This window comes from Flavobacterium sharifuzzamanii, assembly GCF_003254585.1.
GTDB lineage: Bacteria > Bacteroidota > Bacteroidia > Flavobacteriales > Flavobacteriaceae > Flavobacterium > Flavobacterium sharifuzzamanii.
In genome coordinates, this window is the sequence record NZ_QJGZ01000033.1 from 83,763 (window position 1) to 108,979 (window position 25,217).

Below are 25,217 nucleotides of genomic sequence, written 5' to 3' on the forward strand. Positions count from 1 at the left end.
ACAATAGATAAAAATGAATAATGATATCCTTCCAAAGATTTCTGCTAAACTTGAAGGTTTAGAAAAGCAATTAGAGGGCAAATTATTTTACGATCATACCATGCGTCTGCTGTACGCAACAGATGCAAGCGCTTACAAAGAAATGCCTTTGGCCGTAGCTGTGCCTAAAACTAAAGAAGATATCCAGAAAATTATTGCTTTTGCAAAAGAAAACAACAGCAGTATCATTCCGCGTGCGGCCGGAACTTCATTAGCTGGGCAAGTGGTTGGAAACGGAATTGTGGTTGATATTTCGCAAGAATTTACCAAAATTATATCGGTAAATCAGGAAGAAAAGTCGGCTTGGGTAGAACCTGGTGTTATTCGTGATGAATTGAATCTTCATTTAAAACCATATAAACTTTTTTTTGGACCAGAAACTTCTACCAGCAATCGCTGTATGATTGGTGGAATGGTGGGAAATAATGCTTGTGGTGCAAGATCTGTTGTGTATGGATCAACAAGAGAACATGTACTCGAAATACAAGGGTTTTTAGCAGATGGAAATGAAGTTGTTTTTGGTTCTTTGACCAATGCTGAATTTGAAGATAAATGCAATGGAATTAATGTTGTAAGCGAACTGGAACAAGCAATTTATCTGCAAGCTAAAGAGATATTATCGTCTGAGCACAATAGAAGCTTATTCGAGGCTAATTTTCCTAAGAAATCAATTCCAAGAAGAAACACAGGATATGCTTTAGATTTATTGGCAGACAGCAGTCCGTTTAATGATGCTGATGAAAAGTTCAATTTCTGTAAACTAATTGCAGGATCTGAAGGAACCTTGTTTTTTTCTACAGCTATAAAATTAAATCTGGTTGATGCCTTAAAACCGTATTCGGCTTTGGTTTGCGTTCATTTTGAAAGCATTCACGAATCTTTAAAAGCTAATATAGAAGCATTGAAGTTTAACCCAGATAGTGTGGAATTAATTGACCATTATATTCTGGAATGCACCAAAGAAAATATCGAACAAAGTAAGAATCGTTTTTTTGTGAAAGGTGACCCTCAAGCTATTTTGGCAGTAGAATTTTTGAGAGATTCTCAAGAAGAAATAGACCGCATTGCAAAAGAAATGGAAGCTTTGATGCGTTCGCAAAATCTTGGATATCATTTCCCAATTGTTTACGGTGAAGATACCAATAAAGTATGGGCATTAAGGAAAGCAGGTTTAGGCTTATTATCTAATATTCCGGGAGATGCCAAGGCAGTTGCTGTAATTGAAGATACAGCTGTTGATGTTAATGATTTACCTGATTTTATAGAAGACTTTAATGCTATTCTAAAGGAGAGAAATCTAAACTGTGTGCATTATGCGCATGCGGCTACGGGTGAATTGCATTTGCGTCCAATTATAGATTTAAAAACTCATGAAGGGACAGAACTTTTTAGAACCATTGCAACCGATATTGCGCATTTGGTAAAAAAATACAAAGGCTCATTGAGCGGAGAACATGGAGACGGAAGGCTTAGAGGAGAGTTTATTCCGCTAATGTTGGGAGATGAAATTTACCAATTATTTGTTCAGATAAAAGAAGTTTGGGATCCGTGGGGTGTTTTTAATCCAGGAAAAATTGTGAATACGCCTCCTATGGATACGAGTCTGCGTTACATGGCAGGACAAGATACGCCGATGCCTGAAACGTATTTCGATTTCTCAGAACATAACGGAATTCTTCGCGCCGCAGAAATGTGCAACGGTTCTGGTGATTGCAGAAAAACAGAGAAAAGTGGCGGTACAATGTGTCCAAGTTATATGGCTACTCGAGATGAAAAACACACCACTCGAGCGCGTGCCAATATGCTCAGAGAAACCATAACAAATTCTACAGAAATAAACCGATTTGATGATGAAAATCTGTTGGAGGTTTTGGATTTATGTTTAAGCTGTAAAGGCTGTAAGTCAGAATGTCCTTCTAATGTGGATATGGCTAAATTGAAAGCCGAAACTCTACAGCAATACCATGATAAAAATGGAGTAAAATTCAGATCTAAACTAATTGGAAATACGCCAAAAATAAACCAATTGTTTGCCTCAGCTCCGTGGCTTTATAATTTATCTGCTAAAGGAACTCTTGGAAATTGGATTAAGAAAAGTACTGGTTTTGCTGTAGAAAGACAATTGCCTTTAATGCACAAAATTACTTTTGGAAAATGGATAAAAAATTATAGTCAAATAGGTGATTTTAGAAACGGAAAGGTGTATTTGTATAATGACGAATTTCTGAATTATTATGATGTCGAAATAGGGCAGACGGCGGTAAAACTTTTGAATAAATTAGGGTATAAAGTTTTAGTTCCTAAAATTGGCATTAGCGGAAGAACATATCTCTCAAAAGGAATGCTGAAAGAGGCGCGAGAAATAGCGGAACAGAATATCAGAGATTTTGAAAATGCAATTCCAAATGATAGCATTTTGATCGGAATTGAGCCTTCAGCAATACTTTCATTTCGTGACGAATATCCTGATTTGTGCCGTGGAGATTTAAAAGAAAAAGCTAAAAAAGTGGCAACTAGAACTTTTCTGATTGAAGAATTTTTGGCTAAAGAGTTGGATGCAGGAAAAATTACGCCTGATAGTTTTACAGACCAAACGGAAAGAGTTCGCATGCATGGACATTGTTTTCAGAAAAGTTTATCGTCTTTAGTGCCGCTTAAAAAGATACTTTCATTGCCAAAGAATTATACTGTTTTAAATATTCCAAGTGGGTGTTGTGGTATGGCAGGTTCGTTTGGTTATGAAAAAGAGCATTATGATATTTCTATGAAAATTGGAGAATTGGTTTTGTTTCCAACAATTAGGGCGGAGGAAGCCATTACTTTAATCGCTGCGCCTGGAACAAGCTGTAGGCATCAGATTGCTGATGGCACAGGACGAAAAGCGCAACATCCGGTAGAAATATTATTTAAGGCTTTAAAGTAGAGATTGGTTTATCTCAAACATTACTGTTGCAGATATTCTGGGCGTAGACGCACTGCGGTGCGTCTCTACAGATATGCTTTGTGTTTAAAATATATTTTGATTTTTTTTTGAATTCAAAATACAGAAATTATTATCGTTCCAATATTCCGTAGAGGCGCACTGCAGTGCGTCTCACGCGCGTTTGTCCTCAAAGATTTTCCTGTTGTAGATATACTGGGCGTAGACGCACTGCGGTGCGTCTCTACAGATATACTTTATGTATAAACTAATCTGCTTAAAAAACTATAAAAAAAACAAGCCTCCAAGTATATTTTGGAGGCTTGTATCAAAAAACAATAATTCAAAAAAAAATTATAACTTAATATTTATAGTATTACCATCTTTAATAACCTTAGTGATTACTAACTTTTTCCCATCAGTTATTTTTAATTTTAGATTTTTGCCGGCTCTTTCAACTGTAATATCAAAATCGTGTTCAAAGGCATGAATCTGTTTTAATTTCATGGTATTCCAAGATTTTGGAAGACGAGGCGTAAAATCAAAACTGTGTAAACCTGTTGGGCGAATACCAAATAACCCTTCTGTAAAAATTCGGCAATACAAACCGCTTTCAGCCGAAAGATGACGCTGATCTCCTTCTGGATACGCTTCTACAGGATACGGAACGTGATCTCCCAGTAAGCGTCGGTCAGAATAATAATGCAAGAAATCAAGCGCTTTATCTGTTTCGCCAGCAGCAAGAACTCCTCTTAAAGCATACAAAGTAGAACGATCCCAGAATATTTTATCGCCAGCAACACTTGCAAGACCATCTTTTGTCCATAATCTAGGAGAAAATAATGCATCTATAGTTCCGTCTTTTCTATCGTAAATGCCCATTGTAAGCGGAGTACAAATCCAAGCTCTTAAAACATCATTTTCTTTATAATATTTGTAGGTTTCAAAACCTTCAACTTTAGCTCCAAAATACTTTTCAATAGCAGTTCTTAGTTTTTCAGCTTCGGCTTTATATGCTTTAAGTTGCGTTTGGTTTTTTCCTAAAACTTTGCCTAGATAAACAGCAGAATTTAAGGCATCATAATACAAAGAAGAAGTATTCAAATTGGCTTTTCCTGCGGGAAGACGTCCTTCAAGTTCATCAGAATCAGACGCAACTACGCCATCAGTATTTATTTTTCTGTGGCAATATTCTAAGCACCATTCAATTAATGGCCATAATTGTTTTGCTTCATCTGCATTTCCTCTCGAAAGCGCGTAACGTGCAGCTCCATAAGCAATCATAGCGCCATCTCCGCGATCTCCTGCGCCAGCCCAAATATCCGTTCCTTCAGCAACAATAGAACTCGGAATAGGTTTGTATTCTTTGTTCATGAATTTTGCAAACTGAAGATAGGCATTTAACGAAGCTTTATTTCCATACTCATAGCCTAAATAAGGAAAAAATGGTCCAATATATTCCGCCTGATCATTTGCCCAAATGGCAGCATAATATGATTCTCCGCCTGGACCGTGCATTGGACCGCCTTTGGTTTCAAAAATACTTTCTGCTGCTCTGATTTTCGCGAAAGCAAATTCGGTATTCAAAACCTGATCTGGTGTTTCCAAAATCAATTTGCTCCATATTTCGCTAATTAATTCTAAACGTTTCGTTTTTTCTTCTTCAGCATTTACAGCAGGAACTGTTTCGTTTGCTTTAACGCCTGAATAGATAACAGAAAAGCTAACCGATTCATTTGGTTTTAAATTAAAACTTCCATTATTAATAAGATCTGCATGTATAGTGTAACTGCCTTCAGTTCCTTTTGCTGGATCTGTAGTATAAACCGCATTCGATTTTGGAATTTCTACAATGCAGTTTTTATCAGAGCTGTTTTTAATGGTGTAGATTTCATTATAAACCGCTAAAGCTGTAGAAGGAAAAAACTGTCTTGTAAGTTCAAGTTTGTCTGTTTTGCTTTTAACTAGTAATGTTCCGTTTAATGTTAATGAAACTGTTTTTTCTGCTGGAATTGGTTTATAATTTACTGTCACAAGATCAAAAGCATCCTGAGCAAACTGACGCGTTAAACTTGCATGCGTATTATTCGGAATGGTTCTCAGCATTGGCCAAACCAAACTGCGTGTAGCATGAAATGAACCATCTGCCGCGACACCATATCTCAGAACGCACGAGATTCTTTTACCGCTCATTTCGATATGATCATCATGCGGAATTGTATTGTTTATTTGCCAAGAAATCGAACCGTCGGTATTAATTTGCCAACGTTGATCGTTTTGCGAAAGTGCTGTATTTGTAATAAAGCAGAATGCAATAAGGACAAATAAAAAAGATTTAAGTTTTTTTCTAGAAGATATCTTCATAGCGTTTAATTTTAAATTGTGTCCATTGTATTAGTAGTACATTGGACGAGTTGTTTTAGCGAAAGGCTGCCGTTATTTTTTGTCCAGGATTCACACGAATTGTAATAGCAGTGTAGGGATTTCCCTTGTTGTCCTTTTCATGAATTACGGCAGCTTTTTTATCATTTATAAAAATAGAATTATAATTTCCAGTAAACATAGCTTTCCATTCTATAAAATTTTCGCCTTTGTTGTGTAGTGTTGTTGTTTGGTTTTTGTGTTGTACAGCTAATGTTGTATGCAACACGGGTAAATTGTCGACCTCAGAAATGCTATCTTTTTTTCCTCGATTTACTGTTGTTATTGTTTTTTTTGATGCATTTGGCTCTATTCCCATATAGCCATGTATAATGCCTTCAATTACGCCGTATGAAACTTCTGGATATTCTCTTCTTTTGGTTTCAGGGGCTGTTAAATGTAAAATGTATTCATACGCTTTGTCTTCGTAACCATATTTATATAATAAAAAAGGAAGATAAGAGGCGTTTTCTACATTGCTTTTGGAAGAAAGAATGTTCTTAATTGTTTTTTCGGTTCTGTCTGTATTTGTTAAAGCATCGAACCATAATAAAAATAGTTCGCCAAAATCTTTACTGAATTTGCCGTCAGCGGTATAAATGACATTATAAGCCGAAGCATTTTGATCCCACCAGATTTGTTCGATCTGCTCTTGGTATTGTACTGCTTTTTTCTCAAAGAAAGCTGCTTTTTCAAATTGCCCTTTTTCTTTTAAAATAGAAGAATAGGTAAGCAAACCGCGATAAATTGCTGCAACTAGATCAACTCCCATTTTTAGACCTGGAATGCCTTCTGAATAAGAAGCCAGTCCGCGGCATTTATGAAAATCGTCTTTAATATTGAATGGAGCAGGAGAGTTTACAAATTCGGGTCTTGTTAGTAGAGAATCGGCTTGTAAAACCCAGCGTTCTATATATTCTGTTGAAGATTTTTCGAAGAAATTTTCAAACTCAGGATTTTTTATATAACCTTCATCACCAGTCCATAAATACAGTCTCCAGCAGGCAAATATGACATCAAAATTGCTGTTAAGATTGTACCAGAATTCTTTGTCGTTTCTGTAATCTTCGGGAGCAGGTTTTCCATATTTATTGATTTCCCAATAAGAACACCAGTCTTTATTTTCTGAAATGTTTTTAGCAAATAGCGAAAGCATGTTTTTATTTTCCTTACTCAATCCAAGGATTTCTGCGCCAATGCTCTGATGCGATACGTCTCGCATACAAAATGCAGATCGAGAAGGTAGAGCTGCTTCATACCATGGGCCAACAGGATCATTAGAATCTCCTTTATAACTCAATGCCATACTTTTGGCACGCTCGAAAGCTAGTTGAAGTGCAGCATCTGAAGATTTGAAAGTAACTGTTTCTTGACTAAATGCATTCAAAAAGAAACAGCAATGAGTCAGTAAAACTAAAAAGTGATTTTTCATAAAGCTATTTTCGATTTGGATTTTGGTTTGAATACATTTTAAAAGCAAACCCATCGCCCTTAGATGGGTTTGCTTAATTGGTTATTGTTAATTATAACCTGGGTTCTGGGGTAAACCTGTTCTGTTAATTTCATCTCTTGGAATAGGTAGCAGATAATGCTGTGGTTTGAAAATCCTTTCCTGAACTTTAGAGTAGGTGTAAGTTTTAGAACCGTCATTGTTTTTGGTAATAATTACTCCCATTAAAGGTTTATTTTCAGTTTCTTCGGCTATTTTCCAACGACGCACATCGTAGTAACGGAAACCTTCAAGACATAATTCAACTTGTCTTTCGTTACGAATTTTGTTTTCTAAAGCTGTTCCTGTTAAACCAGTTAACGGATTTGTAATTCCTGCACGCTGTCTTAATAAATTTAAATATTGAATAGCAGTTCCTTCATGCCCCAATTTAAATTCTGATTCAGCATAATTAAGATAAATTTCTCCTAAACGTGAAATAATCCAAGCTTTATTAGTCTGTGTTTCATTATTGTAATTGTACGTTGTATCGCAATATTTACGGAAAGTATAACGCGTTTTACTAGCATTCCAAGTATCCCATCCTTGAGGAGAATCTAAACCACCTTCGTAGAACTCAGCTTTATTTGAACTTCCTGCATCGTAGCGATCTTGAAAGAATTCAGGTTTTCCGTAAGCACGTCCGTCGTATACAATATTTTTGTAAAAACGTGGATCTCTGTTTACATAAGGTTTTTGAGGATCATAACCCGATGTTGGATCTGTAATGTCTTTTCCATCAGCTGTTCCGTAAGCATCGATATGGCTTTGGCTTGGAGCAAAATTTGCCCATCCATGAAAACCACTTGGCGAATTAAACATTTCTACTCCATTAAAAGCACTCCATTGTGGGTCTTTACTAGACAAACGAGAGAAGATAACTTCTGAATTGTTGGTAGTAAAAAGATCTTCATACTTTTTGTCGTAAAGCGAATACATATTTAAATCCATAACCGCTTTTGCAGCATCTGATGCTTTTTTCCATTTTGCCAAATCATTAGAAGGATTCCATTGCGGACTTGCTGCATAAAGTAATGTTCTTGATTTTATAGCAAGAGCTGCACCTTTTGTAACTCTTCCAAGATCTTTAGCTGTTAAAGGAAGTAATTCAGCCGCTTTGTCTAATTCTCCAACAACGAAATCAACACATTGGTCATAAGAACTGCGATCTACTTTAAAATTGCTATTTAGTTCAAAAGGTTTAGTAACAAGAGGAACTCCTCCGTAATCACTAATTAATTTGAAATAGGCATAAGCTCTTAAGAAAAGGACTTCACCTTTTAATCTGTTTCTCCAAGCTTCATCTCCAGGCACGTTATCAATTCGGGACAAAAAGATATTGCAATTTTGAATTGTAGCATAAGTTGGTTTCCAAGTATTGAAATCTCCTGCGTTGTCTGGAGTAAGAGCACCAGAATTAAGATTCCACACGTCATAATCGTTAAAGTTATTGAAGGCTTCGTCGCAAGCAGTAGATAAGATCCAGCTTCTGTTTGTTCTATCATTCCAGTTGTGCTGAGTGCTTGGCAATACCGTATAAAGATTATTAGCGAAAGCTTCTGTAAGTTTTAAGTCATTCCATACATTTTCATCTGTATAAGAATCCAAAGGAGCTTTGTCCAAAGGATCTTCACTACAGGATGTTACAGCAGTAAAGCTGACAAAAAGGGCAGCCGCAATAACAGCTTTCTTTTTTATATTTATTAGTTTATTGATTTTATAATTTTTCATGTTTTGATCTTTTACCTTGTTATAATTCAATGCTTACACCGATTCTGTAAATACGGGTTTGTGGATAAATTACACCTGTTCTACTGTTTGTTTCAGGATCTAAATTGTATTGTTTCATGTGGTCAATAGAGAACAAATTGGTTCCTCCAGCATAGAATCTCATATTTAGTATTCCGAATCTAGACAGCATTTTTTCAGGTAATGTATAAGAAACCTCTAAAGATTTTAATCTGAAGAATGAAGCATCTTTTAACCAAAAGTCTGCATCGATATTGTTTCTAGGATCAGAATCATTGAATGCAACAGGGTATTTAGAATTTGGATTATCTGCAGTGTATCTGTCTTCGTACAGCCATCTTGGAGGTGCTACGATAGCTCCTTGAGCTTGTGGTAAAATCATTTGTCTTGCTTTTGCTTGTCCTGTCCAAAGCATGTCTACAGAAAAACCTTTGTATTCAGCTCTAATCGGAATACCATAAGCAATTTTTGGCGTTGCAGATTCAGGAATTCTCACTTTATCATTAGAAGTGATGCTTCCGTCACCGTCAGTATCTTTTACCCAAAGATCACCTGGTTTTGCTCCTTCAAAATGCGGTGAATTGTCAACGTCTGCTTGAGTACGGTAAATTCCATTTGTTTGATAAACTAACCAAGAATCGATTGCTCTTCCGGTTGATTTTTGCCAAGCTGGAATGTTTGCCGCTTCATCACGAAACAATACTTCACTTTGCGCATAAGTAAAATTAAAACCAACACTATATTTAAAACTATTGATGCGATCAGCATAATTAATAGACCAATCAGTTCCTCTGTTTACAGTTTTTCCGATATTTTCTTTTGGAAGCGATAATCCTGTGTACAAAGGCACAGAAGCATTTCTTGCTGCTAAGATGTCAGATCTTTTATTACTGAAATAATCAAAAGTTGCTGTTAATTTATTTCCGAAGAAACCAAAATCAAAACCGATGTTTTTAGAGTCTTGAATTTCCCAAGTAATATTTGGGTTAGGAGTAGAAGAAAGATAGATACTGTTGTTTAATGTATAGTCTGATCCAAAGTAACTATAAAGTTGCTGATCTGTTGTTAACTGATATCTAGTTAAGAAAAGATATTGATTAAGATATTCTACGCCATTAATAGTTTCTCTCAAATCGTCGTTACCCATTCTTCCCCAAGAAGCTCTTATTTTTAGTAAATCAAATCCTTTAATATTGTTTTTGAAGAAAGGTTCTTCAGAAATTTTCCAACCTGCACTTACCGAAGGGAACATACCCCAACGAGTTGAAGATGGGAAGTTGAATGATCCGTTGTAGCGAGCAGTAACTTCTGCAAAATATTTATCGTCAAAATTATAAGCAACTCTTCCAAGGAAACTCTCACGTCCGTCTTGATAAGCGCCACCTGTAGCATTTTGCCCTTTAGTGCTTCCAGTAAAAATCTGATCCAATTGATCACTCAATAAATCTCTTCTATAAGCATACGTTTGAGTTTTGTCCATTGTAGTCTGCTCATATCCTACAAAAGCGTTTACAGAGTGTTTATCGAATTTACGATCGTAGGCAAGTTTTGCGAAATACGTATTTTGATTTGCAATTCGCTCATCTTGCATTACGCTAGTAATACTGGTACTGTTTTTTACGTTGTTATAACTATCGTTTGTTTTATCATAAGAATAAGCATCCCAAGGTTTTGTGAATTTCTTTTCGCTACGCACATTATAATCAAATGCAGCATATCCGCTAAGAGATAATCCTTCAGTTATTCTTGGCAATTTTAATTCAAATCCGATTTTTGGGTTTACAATTAAGTTTATCACGTGATCGTAACCTGCCGATGGCGAAGACATTAAAATTGGGTTTCTACCATTTGTAATACCCGATGATGGCGAGCCATTTTTCCAATAAGCAGGAATAAAAGGATACATACTAACCGTTTCGTGCATGATACTTCCAATACTTACTGCTGGATAGTTTCTGTCTTCTTTACGAGTAGCAATATCTAAGTTTACCTTAAAGTTTGAAGTGATATTAACATCAATGTTTGATCTTAAATTGAATTGTCTGTATCTCTCGTCACTATATCTAAGATTACTTTCTTGATTTAAATATTGGCCAGAAAAGAAATATTTTACCTGCTCATTACCACCATTTACAGAAAGCGAAAGGTTGGCTTGAGGAGCATCTTTTCTGTAAACCTGTTTCATCCAGTCTGTGCTCGTATAATTTGGATCGGTTCCAGCTTTGTATTTGTCAATCTCTGCCTGAGTGTACGGAAGCGTTGTTCCTTTATGAGCATTAAGTTCGTTGTAATACGTCATGTATTCCCACGAATTAACTCTTTCGCCCATTCTAGTTAACTGCTGAACACCATAAGATCCATCTACTTTTATAGTTGGTGCACCTACTTTTCCTCTTTTGGTAGTTACCAGAATAACTCCATTTGCAGAACGTACTCCATAAATTGCCGCCGATGCATCTTTTAGAACTGTTACAGACTCGATATCATCTGGGTTAATCCTGTTTAAGTCACGGTCAGGAATACCATCAACAACTACAAGCGGACTTGTTCCTCCGCCAAAAGAGTTGAATCCTCTAATTAAAAGACTCGAACTGTCATCACCAGGTCTTCCAGAACGGTTATTGGCAATTACTCCAGACATACGTCCAGCGATTCCGTTAGAAACGTTTGCAGATGCATTTTGAGTCAAAACGCCTCCTTTAATCGATGCAATTGCTCCCGTTGTAGAAGCTTTTTTCTGCGTTCCATATCCAACGACAACAACTTCGTTCAATGTTTGATTCTGCTCTTCAAGCTTTACATTTATTGCTTGATCTGCTGGAACTTCTTTAGTTACAAATCCAGTATAAGAAAAAACAAGAATACTGTTGGAATCTGGAACTTCAATAGTAAAATTACCATCAAAGTCAGTAGTAGCTGTAATTTTTGTTCCCTTTACAAGAATATTTACACCAGGAAGTGGTTCTCCTTGTGGACCAGTTACTTTTCCTTTTACCAGTTTTTCTACAAATAATGATGTGTTTTCAGCTTTTCTTAGAGTTAGATCACTGCTCACCTTAGTAGAGAATTTTGTTTCTTTTGACTCAGCGGCAAAAGAAGTTTGTAAAGTAAGGGCCAGTAAGGCTCCCGATGTTAGTTTGGTAATCTTCCATGTCTCAGAAGAAAGCCAATCTTTTGTTGGTTTTTGTTTGGTCATGTTTCTTAATGGTTTTTGTCAGTTAGTAATTTATTCTCTCGTGGTCCGTTTTTTTCTTTTTCATTTGGAAAAACAAAATGCGTTGAGCTCCTGCATATTGTTCATGAAAAAAGAGATAAATGTGAAATCCAAATGTATAAATGTTTCTAAGCTGACACATACCAGTACCTACCAGTTTTTTGCGATATGTGTAAAAAACATGACTTGTTTAAAATAATATCAAAAATAAAGTGGATAATATATGCATAAAACTCAAATTTGAAAGATTTGAGTTAATAAATAAGGTTTTTCTTGGTTTTTGCATGAGGTTTTATTTAAAATTTATGTCTATAAGCCCGTTTTTTAAAATTGGTTGCAAATTTGAATTGCTGAAATATCAATTTTTATTTTTGAAAGTGGATAATATAGTATCAGATTTTTTTTTGCTAAATAATTTTAGGCTTTTTGAACGTTTTTCCTCTATTAACCATACCAGTCTGTGTTTTTAAGCTAATATGTAAGAGTAAACTTGTTTATGTTTATTCGTATTTTACGATTCGGAGCGATTTTTAGGTAATAAAATATCAGAATCGATAAAAACTGATAAAATTTTTATCAAAAGTCTATTTTGTGAAAAAAAACTCTCTATGCTTTAAAAAAGAAAATCAAAAGGCAAAAAATTGGATTTAATTATATTTTGCTATTTTTGGATTTCATTTCTTCATAATTAAAAATGGACTGATTAGAGCTCAACGCCATTTTTCTTATGAATAGCACCAGTTATGTTCCGCTATTGGTGTATTTAAATGAATTTTTTCTCGTGATTTTATTGATAAATGTGAAGCACGGAGTTTCAAAAGAAATACAATTCTAATCTGAAAATGATTGTTTTGACTTTTTTTAGAAATCTTCATTAAAAGAACATTCACTATTGTTAATTAAAATTTTATGAAAAAAGTACTATTCCTATTAGTTCTGACTTCTTTCTTTTGGAAGGCTAATGCACAAAATGATCCTATTGCTATAGAAACCCAGAATACGGCATTAATCTTAAAAGTAGCAAAAAACGGATTGCTTTACCAGTCTTATTTAGGGACAAAACTTGAAGCTTCAGCATATAATGCGCTTTCTAAAGAAACCGAAAGAACATTTGTTATAAACGATGGAAATCCATTGCTTAATCTAAGACATCAGGCATATCCAACTTATGGGACAGATAATTTGTTTGAATCGGCTATCAGAATGACGCATAACGATGGAAATCCTGCTTTGGAGCTAGTTTATGTAAGCCATCAGAACACAAAGATTGATGGTAATACGACTGAAACTAGCATAAAAATGAAAGATCCAGTTTATCCTGTAGAAGTTACGCTTCATTATAAGTCTTTTTACAAAGAAAATGTAATAGAGCAATGGACAGAGATTGTGCATCGCGAAAAGAAACCTGTAACGTTGTACAACTATGCTTCGTCTATGTTGCATTTTGATGCTGATAAATATTGGCTGACTCAATTTCATGGCGATTGGGCAAAAGAAGTTAGAATGCAAGAAAGCGAATTGACAAGCGGTGCCAAAGTAATCGATTCTAAATTAGGTGTAAGAACCAATATGTACCAGACGCCAGTCTTCTTTTTGGCATTGAATGACAAAGCAAAAGAGAACACTGGAGAACTTGTAGCAGGAACTATTGCCTGGTCGGGAAATTTTAAGTTTACTTTTGAACTTGACAATAAAAAATCACTGAGAATCAGTTCTGGAATTAATCCGTTTGCTTCAGAATACAGTCTTCAGCCTGGTGAAGTATTTACAACGCCTTCTTTTATTTACACTTTTTCAAACAAAGGAAAGGGACAAGCGAGCAGAAATTTACATTCTTGGGCAAAAAACTATGGCGTAAAAGATGGATACAAATCTCGTTTAACTTTATTGAACAATTGGGAAACAACCTTTTTTAATTTCGACGAAAACAAATTGACAGAAATGTTTGAGGATTCTAAAACATTGGGTGTTGATATGTTTTTATTAGACGACGGATGGTTTGGAAATAAGTACCCAAGAAGCGGAGACAAATCTGGTTTAGGAGATTGGGAAGCAACGAAAACAAAACTGCCAAATGGTTTAGGTTTTCTAATGCAGCAAGCAGAAAAAACAGGAGTTAAATTCGGAATCTGGATTGAGCCAGAAATGGTAAATCCGAAAAGTGAATTGTATGAAAAACATCCAGATTGGGTTTTAAAATTGCCAAATAGAGCAGAAAGCTACTATCGTACGCAACTGGTTTTGGATTTATCGAATCCTAAAGTGCAGGATTTTGTCTTTAAAACAGTTGATGATATTATGCAGACAAATGGAGGTGTAGCATTCTTTAAATGGGATTGTAATCGTATGATGACCAACGCATATTCTACTTATTTAAAAAATCAGCAATCGCATTTGTTTATTGAATATACCAGAGGTTTGTATAAAGTTTTAGAAAGAATTAAAACAAAATATCCACATTTGCCAATGATGCTTTGTGCAGGTGGCGGCGGAAGAACAGATTATGCTTTCTTAAAATATTTTACTGAGTTTTGGGCTAGTGACAATACAGATCCTTATAATAGAGTATTTATTCAATGGGGTTATTCGCAGTTTTTTCCAGCTTTTGCAATTTGCAATCACGTAACATCATGGGGAAATCAGTCTATTAAATTTAAAACTGATGTTGCTATGATGGGTAAATTAGGTTTTGACATTAATGTAAAAGAACTGAAAGAAAAAGAATTAAAATATACTCAGGATGCAGTGGCCAACTATAAAAGATTAAGTTCTGTAATCTGGCATGGCGATATGTATAGAATTGTTTCTCCTTATGAAGACAGTCGCGCTGTATTAATGTATGTTGACGAATCAAAAGACAAAGCGGTTTTATTTTCGTATACGCTTCATCCTCTTTATGATCCGCAATATAATTTGGTTCGTTTTCAAGGTTTAGATGCCAATAAAAAGTATAAAGTTGAAGAAATCAACTTAATGCCTGAAGCAAAGCAAACGCTACAAGAATCTGGAGAATCTTTTACGGGAGATTATTTAATGAATGTAGGTTTGAGAGTTTCTTCTTCAAAAGTAGAATCAAGTGTAGTGCTTGAAATCACAGCAGTGTCTGGAAATTAAAAAATATTTTTTTTAAGTAAATCAGCTGTTTGATCTCGTTTTAAATAATGAGATTAAACAGCTGATTTATTTTTAACCCAAAGTATATCTGTAGAGACGCACCGCAGTGCGTCTACACAACGTATATCCGCAATACATTAGACGTATTGCAGTGCGTCTGTACAAATGTCTTTTCTTTCACAGATTTTAAAATCCTTTTAATCCTAATAATCTGTGGCAAAAAAAAACTTAGCGACTTTGTGACTTTGCGAGTTAGACGCACTGCACTGCGTCTCTACAGAAATTTGGAACGGAATTTCAGTTATTAAAAATCTAATTTAATCTGCTGAAATCTGTTAGATCTGCGTGAAATTATACGACCTACAAATTCAGTTTTCTATATTGTAAAGGCGAAAGCTGCTTTAATTCCTTAAATTTTCTATTAAAATTGGAAATATTATTGAAACCGCATAATTCGGCAATTTCCAAAACAGAGAGTTCTTCATTATTAGATAATAACTTTGCCGCTCTCTCAATACGCACTTCAATTAAAAATTGAAAAAAAGACTTGTTGGTCCGGACTTTAAAATACCGGCAAAAGGCATTTTTTGTCATACTCGCAATCGAAGCAATTTCATCAAGCGTGATATTTTTATGGAAATTGGTCATTACATATTCAAACACAATCTGCATTCTTTTTCCTTCGTTATCCGTTATTTTCTTTTGATATAAATAATTAGAAAGTGGAGTAGTTTCAGATGTTGACAGCCATTTTAAAATATCCAGAAATAATATAAAACGCGTATAGCTGTCAGCTTTCTTTAGTTTCTTAAAATATTTGACAACTTTTTTGGGTGCATTATGAATTATGAATCCGTTTTTACTGCTTTCCAGAATGGGATGGATATTTCTAAAAGTAGGCAACTCAAAAAAATCTCTTCCGAACGAATTGAATGTAAAGAATAAGGTACGCATTACAGAAATTACATTTTCCTGAACGTCGCTTCTAAAAACATGTGGCAAATTACTTCCGATTACGAGTATATCGCCTTCATGATATTGCGAAATAGTATCACCAGCAAAAACGGCACCTTCTCCTTTTTCTATAAAACTAATTTGAATTTCTTCATGCTGATGTAGTTTATCATAGAATGATACTTCGATATCTTCTTGATATATAAGGGGATCTTCTCCAGATTTTGGAATTTTAAATGGGAAAACTTTCATATAGTGGTTAGTTAGTTATGATCAAATATATTGCATTTGAATAAAAAAATGATGCTATAATGTTCAGTTTTTTAAAATTTACCACTATAGAGGGTAATATAGTATCATTTTGTGGTAATTTTTAAAGGGTGCGCTCTGTTGTTTCTAGATAATTTTGGCCTTAATAAAAAATTAAAATTATGAGTATTCAATGGAATGGCGTTATGCCAGCGGTAACTACAAAATTTACTGCAGATGACAAATTAGACTTCAATATGTTTGAAGTTAATATGAAGGCACAATTAAATGCTGGAGTTTCAGGAATTATTTTAGGAGGAACTTTAGGTGAAGCCAGTACACTTTTAGAAGAAGAAAAAAGAGAATTAGTAAAACATACTGTTGCGCTAACAGAAAATAAAGTGCCTGTAATTATGAATATTGCAGAGCAGTCTACAAAAAATGCCATTTTGGCTGCTAATAAAGCTGAACAAGATGGAGCAAAAGGATTAATGATGCTTCCTCCAATGCGTTACAAAGCATCTGATTTTGAAACAGTGACTTTCTATAGTGAAGTGGCAAAAAATACTTCTCTTCCTATTATGGTATACAACAATCCAGTTGACTATAAAATTGAAGTTACTCTAGATATGTTTGAAGAATTATTGAAACATGATAACATTCAAGCAGTAAAAGAATCAACTAGAGATATCTCTAACGTAACTAGAATGATCAGCCGTTTTGGAGATCGTTTAAAAATATTATCAGGAGTAGACACATTAGCATTAGAAAGCTTATTTATGGGTTCTGACGGATGGGTTTCTGGATTGGTTTGCGCTTTCCCTGAAGAAACAGTTGCAATTTACAAATTGGCAAAAGCAGGAAGATTTGATGAAGCTTTGAAGATTTACAGATGGTTCTTGCCTTTATTAGAATTGGATATTAATGCATTTTTAGTTCAGAATATTAAATTAGCTGAAGTTGCAACAGGAATTGGTTCAGAATATGTTCGTGCACCAAGATTGCCATTGCAAGGAGCAGAAAGAGAAAGAGTTTTAGCGATTATTGCTGAAGGACTGCGTACAAGACCAACTTTACCAGATTATAAAAACTTATAACAGCATATTTAAAAGATTGGCTTTGCTTTTTTAGATTTCAGTCTCGGTTCTCAGCTTTCAGTCGCAGTCTCAGTTTTTCAGTTTCCATTTACAGTCAGGGTTTTCGGATACTGTGTTTACTGGGGCTGCGACTGAAACTTGAGATTAAAAACCGAGGCTGAAAACTAAAATGGCACTTAATTCATTTATAAGAAAAAAACATGATTACAGGAAAAAATTATATAGGAAGCCAGCTAAAAGCAGGTGGTTCAAAAATACTAAAAACGTTTAATCCGCTATTGAATACAGAAAATCCATGGGTTTTTACAGAGGCAACTCAAGATGAAATTGAAGAAGCGGTTGCGCTAGCCAATCAAGCATTTGCGAGTTATAAAAATTATTCTGGTATTGAAAAAGCTAAATTTTTAAATGCTATTGCTGATGAAATTTTAGCATTAGGAGATGATCTTTTAGTTCAATACTGTACTGAATCGGGTTATCCGAGAGGAAGAGCAGAAGGAGAACGCGGAAGAACAATCGGCCAATTGAAAGCTTTTGCTGATATGCTTACAGAAGGAAGCTGGGTGAAAGCTACAATAGATACAGCAATAACTGACAGACAGCCCGCGCCAAAAGAAGACTTACGCAAAATGTTAACACCTTTAGGGCCAATTGTGGTTTTTGGATCAAGTAATTTTCCTTTTGCATTCTCTACAAGCGGAGGAGATACAGCTTCAGCTTTGGCCGCAGGTTGTCCAGTTATTGTAAAAAGCCATTCTATGCATATAGGTACTGGCGAAATGGTTGCTTCTGCAATTATAAAAGCGGCTAAGAAAACCAATATGCCGGAAGGTGTTTTTTCTAACCTTATCGGTGACGGAAGAACGCTTGGAACAAGTTTGGTAAAACATCCATTAGTAAAAGGAGTAGGCTTTACAGGGAGCATTAAAGGTGGCCGTGCTTTGTGCGATTTAGCAGCACAGCGTCCAGAACCAATTCCGGTATTTGCCGAAATGGGAAGTATCAATCCAGTGGTATTATTACCTAATGCTTTGAAAAAAAATAGCCAAAAATGGGCAACGGCTTATGCAAGTTCTATTACTTTGGGAGCAGGACAATTTTGCACGAATCCAGGATTATTATTAGCTTTAAAAGGAGAAGAATTAAATGAGTTTGCAGAAAATCTAGATCAGGCAATCGAAAAAATTCAGCCAGGCTGTATGCTTCATCCTTCTATTTATACCGATTTTAATAACGGAATTGCAAAAATAGAAGAACAGAAGGGAGTTTCAAGAATAGCTCAATTTAAAGGCGAGACAACACCAAATCATGGTGCTTCAACTGTTTTAAAAGTTGATGGAAAAGAATTTTTAAAAAATGCGACATTGCATAATGAAGTTTTTGGACCATTTTCTATTTTAATTGAATGCGAAAATGAAGCTGAATTAATAGAAGTAATTTCTAAATTAGAAGGACAGCTGACAGGAACAATTATAAGTGAAGAGAACGAAATTGATACCCATAAAGGAATAATTGGTGCTTTACAGAATCGCGTAGGTCGCTTAATATACAATGGCGTTCCTACAGGAGTAGAAGTTTGTGCTTCAATGCTTCATGGCGGACCTTACCCAGCATCTTCAGATTCACGTTATACTGCAGTAGGTATAGATGCAGTCTACAGATGGGTGCGTCCAGTAAGTTTTCAGAATTGGCCAGATCATTTGCTGCCAGCTGAATTACAAAATGAGAATCCGCTGCAAATTGTTCGTACAGTAAATAATAAACTAACACTATCTCAAATATAAAATGGTAAAGAAAACTTTTTTTTGCGTAGATGCTCATACGTGCGGGAATCCAGTTAGGGTTGTTGCCGGTGGCGGACCAAATCTACAAGGTAATTCGATGAGCGAAAAACGGCAGCATTTCTTAAAAGAATATGACTGGATTCGTAAAGGATTAATGTTTGAACCGAGAGGACACGATATGATGAGCGGAAGCATTTTATATCCGCCAAGTAATCCTGATAATGACTTTGGAATTTTGTTTATAGAAACTTCTGGCTGTCTGCCAATGTGCGGACACGGAACAATTGGAACTATTACAATTGCTGTCGAAGAAGGTTTGGTGACTCCAAAAGTTCCAGGAATTATTAAAATGGAAGCGCCTGCAGGTTTAGTGCACATCGAATATCAACAAACAGGAAAAAAAGTAGATTGGGTACGTCTGACCAACGTAAAATCTTATCTAGCTGCAGAAGGACTTACTATTGATTGTCCAGAATTGGGCGAAATTGTTTTTGATGTGGCTTACGGAGGAAATTACTATGCCATTGTTGATCCGCAAAAGAATTTTTCTGGTGTTCAAGATTTTACAGCAAGTAAAATTGTTCAGTATAGTCAGGAAGTGCGTAAAAAGATTAACGAAAAATATCCAGATTATTTCATCCATCCAGAGAATGATACAATTCGAGATGTATCACATATGTTATGGACAGGATCGCCTATAGATTCAACATCATCTGGCAGAAATGCCGTTTTCTATGGCGATAAAGCAATCGATCGTTCGCCATGCGGAACTGGAACATCAGCCCGAATGGCACAATTGCACGCTAAAGGGAAATTGAAAAAAGGAGAAGAGTTTATTCACGAAAGTTATATTGGAAGTAAGTTTATTGGAAAAGTTGTAGAAGAAACTTCTATTGGAGATATTCCAGCTATTGTTCCAAGCATTCAGGGCTGGGCAAAAGTGTACGGATACAATAATATTATAATTGATGAAAGCGACGATCCGTATGCATTTGGATTTCAGGTTATTTAAAAATCAGTTTATAATATAATTAAGCTGTTGGTTAAGCTAAATTATTGTTCTTTGAATAGTCTCTAGTTTTGACTAAGGGATTTTAGAAATTGTAAGTAGGATGGGCTTTAGCCAAATTAACATGGTTGTTGTTTAAGCTAAAACCATCTTTTACAATTTTGATTATCTCTATCGTCGTTAAATTAAGAGATTTTTGCATTCAGATTGGAGCTGAGAATTAAATAATAATATTCAGACATAGCCCGTGGTTTCAACCACGGGTTCCTATAGATTGTTTTTTGATTACATACCCGTGGTTGAAACCACGGGCTATATTTAAAAATAGATGCAAAAAAAATAATTTCTAAGTAAAGACGAATGCAATTGATTTTTAACTTATTGAAACATATAATCTAATCCAACAGATTTAAAATATAATTAGCAGTTCAAAGAACTCTTAACGAAATAAAATTTATGAAAAAAGTTGCTGTTATTGGCGGTGGAATTATAGGCTTATGTTCTGCCTATTATCTTGCAAAGGAAGGTTACGAGGTGAGCGTATTTGATGAATCTGATATGAACAATGGCTGTTCGTACGGAAACGCAGGAATGATTGTACCATCGCACATAATTCCGCTGGCACAGCCGGGTATGATTGCTCAAGGAATAAAATGGATGTTTGACAGCCGTAGTCCGTTTTATGTAAAACCACGTTTAAGCAAAGATTTAATAAACTGGGGAATGCAGTTTTATAAGCATGCCAATTTACGTCATGTAGAAAATGCAATGCCTGCTTTACGTGACCTATCTTTATTAAGTAAAGAATTATATCAGGATTTTGCCAAAGAGAATAATTCTTTCTTTTATGAAGAAAAAGGGCTTTTAATGCTTTATAAAAGTGATAAAGTAGGAGAAGAGATGCATCACGAAGGAAAAGAAGCAGAACGTCTAGGGCTTGAAGTAGATTATCTGTCAAAATCTGAAGTGGCACTTTTAGAAAAAGGAACCAATACAAATGTAATTGGAGGAGTTCATTATAAAAGTGATGCCCACTTGTATCCGCAAAAATTTATGGCTTTTATCAAAGAAGAATTATCTCGTTTAAAAGTCGAAATCCATTCACAAACCAGCGTTAAAGATTTTGTTTTAGAAGGAAATAAAATTGAAAAAATTGTTACCGATAAAGGGCTTTTTAGAACTGACGAAGTGGTTTTGGCATCAGGATCTTGGAGTCCTTTTTTGGCTAAAAAATTAAATATCTCAATTTCTATTTTACCAGGAAAAGGATACAGTTTTACATTAAAAGATAAATCCCAAAAACCAAGTATTCCATCTATTTTATGCGAAGGAAAAGTGGCCGTAACTCCAATGGCAAATGATATAAGATTTGGAGGAACTATGGAGATTACTCACGCCAAAGACAATAAAATAAATGCAAACAGGCTTCAGGGAATTATAAGCAGCATTAATGATTTCTATCCAGACATGAAAGTGGAAATGCCAAAAACAGAAGACACTTGGTTTGGGTTTAGACCTTGTACGCCATCGGGAATGCCTATTATTGCCAGAGACAAAAAAGTTGTAAATTTGACCTTAGCAACAGGACATGCCATGATGGGATTAAGCCTCGCACCGGCAACAGGAAAAATTATAACAGAAATTATTTCTGGAAAACCGACTTCTGTAGCTATTGACAGATTCCAAATATAAAATATGAGATACAACCAGATTCCGGTTTCTTTGTTTATAGAAAACCGAAAAAGATTTACCGACAAAATGCTGCCAAATAGTGTGGCAATTTTAACTTCAAACGACGTAATGCCCAATAACGCGGATGACGTTATGGGGTTTTCACAAAACAATGATTTGTTTTATTTATCTGGAATTGATCAGGATGAAACCATTCTGGTGCTTTATCCAGATGCTTTTAAAGAAGAAAACAGAGTTATACTTTTTGTAAAAGAAGCAAATGAACATACACTTCTTTGGGATGGTAATTTTTTGACTAAAGAACAAGTAACAGCTATTTCCGGAATCCAGAATATCAAATGGCTTCACGAATTTGAAAAGACTTTGCAGCTTTTTGCTTTTGAATCTGATATTTTTTATTTAGGTCACAATGAGCATATCAAAAGGGTAACTGCTGAAATGGAAACCAGACAAGACCGAATGATAAAATGGTGCAAAGAAAAGTATCCATTGCATCAATACGAACGTGTGGCAAAAATAACGCGTGAATTGCGTCCAATTAAATCGAACGAGGAAGTTGATTTAATTAAAAAAGCAACTGCAATAAGTGTTGAAGGTTTTCATAGAATTTTGAATACCATTCGCCCTAATATAAACGAATATGAATTAGAGGCCGAGTTGCTGTATGCTACCGTAAAAAATGGAGGAACAAGACAAGCTTTTAAATCAATTATAGCGTCTGGTGGAAATGCCTGTTCACTGCACTATAATACAAACGATGATATTTGCGAAGAGAATGAAATGGTTCTTCTCGATTTTGGAAGCTGTTATGCCAACTATAATTCAGATACCACAAGATGTATTCCAGTTAATGGAACTTTTAGTCCAAGACAAAAAGAGGTTTACGGATCTGTTTTGCATTGTTTGAAAGAAGGTTCAAAATTGCTGAAACCTGGAGTTTTGTCTAAAGATTATGAACTTCAAATGGCAAAATTAGTTGAAGCTGAATTGGTAAAATTAGGATTAATTACAGAAGAAGAAATTAAATCTCAAGATCCAGAAAAACCTGCTTACAAGAAATATTTCATGCATGGAACTGCGCATCATTTAGGACTTGATGTTCACGATGTTGGTTTGTATTCAAGACCTTTTGAAAAAGGAATGGTGCTTACGTGCGAACCTGGAATTTACATTAGAGAAGAAGGAATAGGATGCCGTTTAGAAAATGATTATCTAATAACAGAAAATGGAAATATCAATCTGAGTGAAGCCATGCCTATTGAAATTGCAGAAATTGAAAATTTAATTAAAAATAAAAAGTAAGATGAAAAAGTATTTGTTATTTCTTCTGTTTATATGCACCTCTGTTTTTGCACAGAAGATTGATATTAACAATCTAAATTGGTTGCCCAATTCTCATTCTTTTTGGGTAAATCAAGATAGTAATGTGGTCATTTATGATGTTGATAAGCTAGATAAACAAAACACTATTTTATCGAAAGAACAATTAGCAGCTGCTGGATTTACTGGCGAAATTGAGCAGTTGGTTTGGAACGACTCCAAAACAAAAGTTTTAGTTTATACAAATTCAAAGAAAGTTTGGAGAGACAATACCAGAGGTGATTATTGGTATTTTGATTTAGCTACAGGAAAAGGAAAACAATTGGGCAAAAACTTAGACGCATCATCCTTAATGTTTGCAAAATTTTCTAGCGATAATGAAAATGTTGCCTATGTTTCAAAGCACAATATTTATGTTGAAAATCTGAATTCTGGAAAAATTACTCCAGTAACAACTGATGGCACAGATAAAATTATTAACGGAACTTTTGATTGGGTTTATGAAGAAGAACTAGCTGCGCGTGACGGATTCAGATGGAGTCCAGACGGAAAAAGTATTGCTTTTTGGAGAGTTGATGCGACTTCGACTAAATTCCATTTTATGATCAATAATACAGATTCATTGTATCCAACAATTATTCCTGTAGAATATCCAAAAGCAGGAGAAAAACCTTCTTCTGTAAAAATCGGAATTGTAAATATTGATTCTCTTCAAACCAATTGGTTAAATATCCCTGGAGAACCAGATAATAATTATTTGGTTCGAATGAAATGGCTTAGCAATGAATCTATTATGGTGGTTCAGTTAAACCGAAACCAGAATCAGGTTACGATGTATGATTGTAATGCAAAATCGGGTGCAGCGAGAGTGATTTATAAAGAAGAATCAAAAGCATGGATTGACGTGTTTGATACTTCTGCTGGTGAATATGATGTTTTTCCTTGTCAGTTTGTAGACAACGGAAAAGCCTTTTTATGGAGTTCTGATGCAGACGGATGGATGCATATTTACAAAATAAGCCTTGACGGAAAATCAAAAGAGTTAATCACTAAAACTAATTTTGATGCTTATTTTAAAGCCTACAACGAAAAAACAAAAACAATATATTTTATCGCAAGTCCAGAAGATGCTACTCAGCGTTATTTGTATGAAACGAATTTAAGTTCGAAAAAAACAAAAAGAATAACTCCAGCAATTTTTGACGGTACAAACCGATATGTTTTTTCTACAGATGCAGCTTATGCAAGACATACTAATTCTAGCATTTCGAGAGATTACAATCAGAGATTGATTGCTTTGTCTGGTCACCAAAAGATTTATCCAAAAGAAGCAGATGTTTTTGCAGCTCCAAGACGAAATTATTCGATGGAGAAGTTTAAAGTGAAAACTGCAGATGGAGTTGAAATTGATGGAGTAATGGCAAAACCATTAGACTTTGATCCTTCAAAAAAATATCCCGTTTTCTTCTATGTTTATGGAGAACCAATGGCTTCTGTAGCAAATGACAAACCTTATTTTAATGGTTTTATCGCTGAATTGATTCCAAATGGATATATCGGAATTGCTATGGATAATAGAGGAACTCCTGTAATGAAAGGAACAGAGTGGAGAAAATCTATTTATAAAAATATAGGGATTATCAATACGCGTGATCAGGCAATGGCAGCCAAAGAGGTTTTAAAATGGAATTTCATCGATTCTGATCGTGTGGCGATTCATGGCTGGAGCGGAGGAGGTGCTGTAACTTTAAATCTAATGTTTCAGTATCCAGAGATTTACAAAACTGGAATTGCAATTGCAGCAGTAACAGATCAGCATTTCTATGATAATATCTATACAGAGCGCTACATGGGATTGCCAGACGAAAATCAAGCAGCTTATATTCAGGCTTCTCCTGTAACTCACGCTAAAAATCTGAAAGGAAATTTATTGTATATCCACGGAACAGGCGATGATAATGTGCATTATAAAAATGCAGAAGTTTTAATAAATGAATTAATCAAATATGATAAAATGTTTGATTTAATGATTTATCCAAACCGTTCTCACAGTATTGATGAAGGAGAAGGAACAGAAAAACATCTAGTAGATACTTTTGTCAGATTTATTGAAAAAAATTGCCCGCCAGGTGCAAAATAATAAAAATACATATCCTAAAAAGAAAG

13 protein-coding genes are annotated in these 25,217 nt (G+C 35.0%); 8 read left to right on the forward strand and 5 right to left on the reverse strand.

Features of this window, described 5'->3' with window-relative positions; translation table 11 throughout:
- The first annotated feature begins 13 nt into the window (after positions 1-13).
- Entirely contained in the window at positions 14-2,962 is a 2,949-nt protein-coding gene (locus tag DMA14_RS03580; protein ID WP_111423196.1) for an FAD-binding and (Fe-S)-binding domain-containing protein, read from the forward strand.
- 351 nt (positions 2,963-3,313) lie between these two features.
- Here the strand turns inward: DMA14_RS03580 and DMA14_RS03585 are convergent, their stop codons facing one another.
- The 4 genes from DMA14_RS03585 to DMA14_RS03600 all read right to left on the reverse strand — a co-directional run bounded on the left by DMA14_RS03585 (position 3,314) and on the right by DMA14_RS03600 (position 11,814).
- Complete coding sequence (locus tag DMA14_RS03585) at positions 3,314-5,323, reverse strand: hypothetical protein (RefSeq protein ID WP_111423198.1); 2,010 nt, start codon at positions 5,321-5,323, stop codon at positions 3,314-3,316.
- A gap of 55 nt (positions 5,324-5,378) precedes the next feature.
- Positions 5,379-6,812 (reverse strand): hypothetical protein, encoded by a 1,434-nt coding sequence (locus tag DMA14_RS03590; protein WP_157957662.1) that lies wholly within the window; start codon positions 6,810-6,812, stop codon positions 5,379-5,381.
- Positions 6,813-6,899: 87 nt separating this feature from the next.
- Entirely contained in the window at positions 6,900-8,600 is a 1,701-nt protein-coding gene (locus DMA14_RS03595) for a RagB/SusD family nutrient uptake outer membrane protein (RefSeq protein WP_157957663.1), read from the reverse strand.
- Positions 8,601-8,619: 19 nt separating this feature from the next.
- The gene (locus DMA14_RS03600; protein ID WP_111423204.1) at positions 8,620-11,814 is read right to left on the reverse strand and encodes a SusC/RagA family TonB-linked outer membrane protein; all 3,195 of its coding nucleotides are present in this window, start codon (positions 11,812-11,814) and stop codon (positions 8,620-8,622) included.
- A gap of 927 nt (positions 11,815-12,741) precedes the next feature.
- Between DMA14_RS03600 and DMA14_RS03605 the strand changes: the two genes are divergently transcribed.
- Positions 12,742-14,946, forward strand: coding sequence for an alpha-galactosidase (locus DMA14_RS03605; protein WP_111423206.1), 2,205 nt, complete (start codon positions 12,742-12,744; stop codon positions 14,944-14,946).
- Between the two features lie 360 nt (positions 14,947-15,306).
- On the opposite strand, the gene DMA14_RS03610 is transcribed toward DMA14_RS03605, so the two are convergent.
- Positions 15,307-16,152 carry an AraC family transcriptional regulator gene (locus tag DMA14_RS03610; RefSeq protein WP_111423208.1) on the reverse strand — a complete coding sequence of 282 codons (846 nt, stop codon included), beginning with the start codon at positions 16,150-16,152 and terminating at the stop codon, positions 15,307-15,309.
- 179 nt (positions 16,153-16,331) lie between these two features.
- Between DMA14_RS03610 and DMA14_RS03615 the strand changes: the two genes are divergently transcribed.
- The 6 genes from DMA14_RS03615 (at position 16,332) to DMA14_RS03640 (ending at position 25,191) form a co-directional block, all read left to right on the forward strand.
- Positions 16,332-17,246 (forward strand): dihydrodipicolinate synthase family protein, encoded by a 915-nt coding sequence (locus DMA14_RS03615; protein ID WP_111423210.1) that lies wholly within the window; start codon positions 16,332-16,334, stop codon positions 17,244-17,246.
- Between the two features lie 200 nt (positions 17,247-17,446).
- On the forward strand, positions 17,447-19,030 hold the full coding sequence (locus DMA14_RS03620; protein ID WP_111423211.1) for an aldehyde dehydrogenase (NADP(+)): 1,584 nt from the start codon (positions 17,447-17,449) through the stop codon (positions 19,028-19,030).
- 1 nt (position 19,031) lies between these two features.
- Positions 19,032-20,042: a 4-hydroxyproline epimerase gene (locus DMA14_RS03625; protein WP_111423213.1), complete on the forward strand. Its 1,011-nt coding sequence runs from the start codon at positions 19,032-19,034 to the stop codon at positions 20,040-20,042.
- 453 nt (positions 20,043-20,495) lie between these two features.
- A complete protein-coding gene (locus DMA14_RS03630; protein ID WP_111423214.1) occupies positions 20,496-21,731 on the forward strand; it encodes an NAD(P)/FAD-dependent oxidoreductase in 1,236 nt (411 codons plus the stop codon).
- Positions 21,732-21,734: 3 nt separating this feature from the next.
- A complete protein-coding gene (locus DMA14_RS03635) occupies positions 21,735-23,033 on the forward strand; it encodes an aminopeptidase P family protein (RefSeq protein ID WP_111423216.1) in 1,299 nt (432 codons plus the stop codon).
- Position 23,034: 1 nt separating this feature from the next.
- Complete coding sequence (locus DMA14_RS03640) at positions 23,035-25,191, forward strand: S9 family peptidase (RefSeq protein ID WP_111423218.1); 2,157 nt, start codon at positions 23,035-23,037, stop codon at positions 25,189-25,191.
- Positions 25,192-25,217 lie beyond the last annotated feature (26 nt).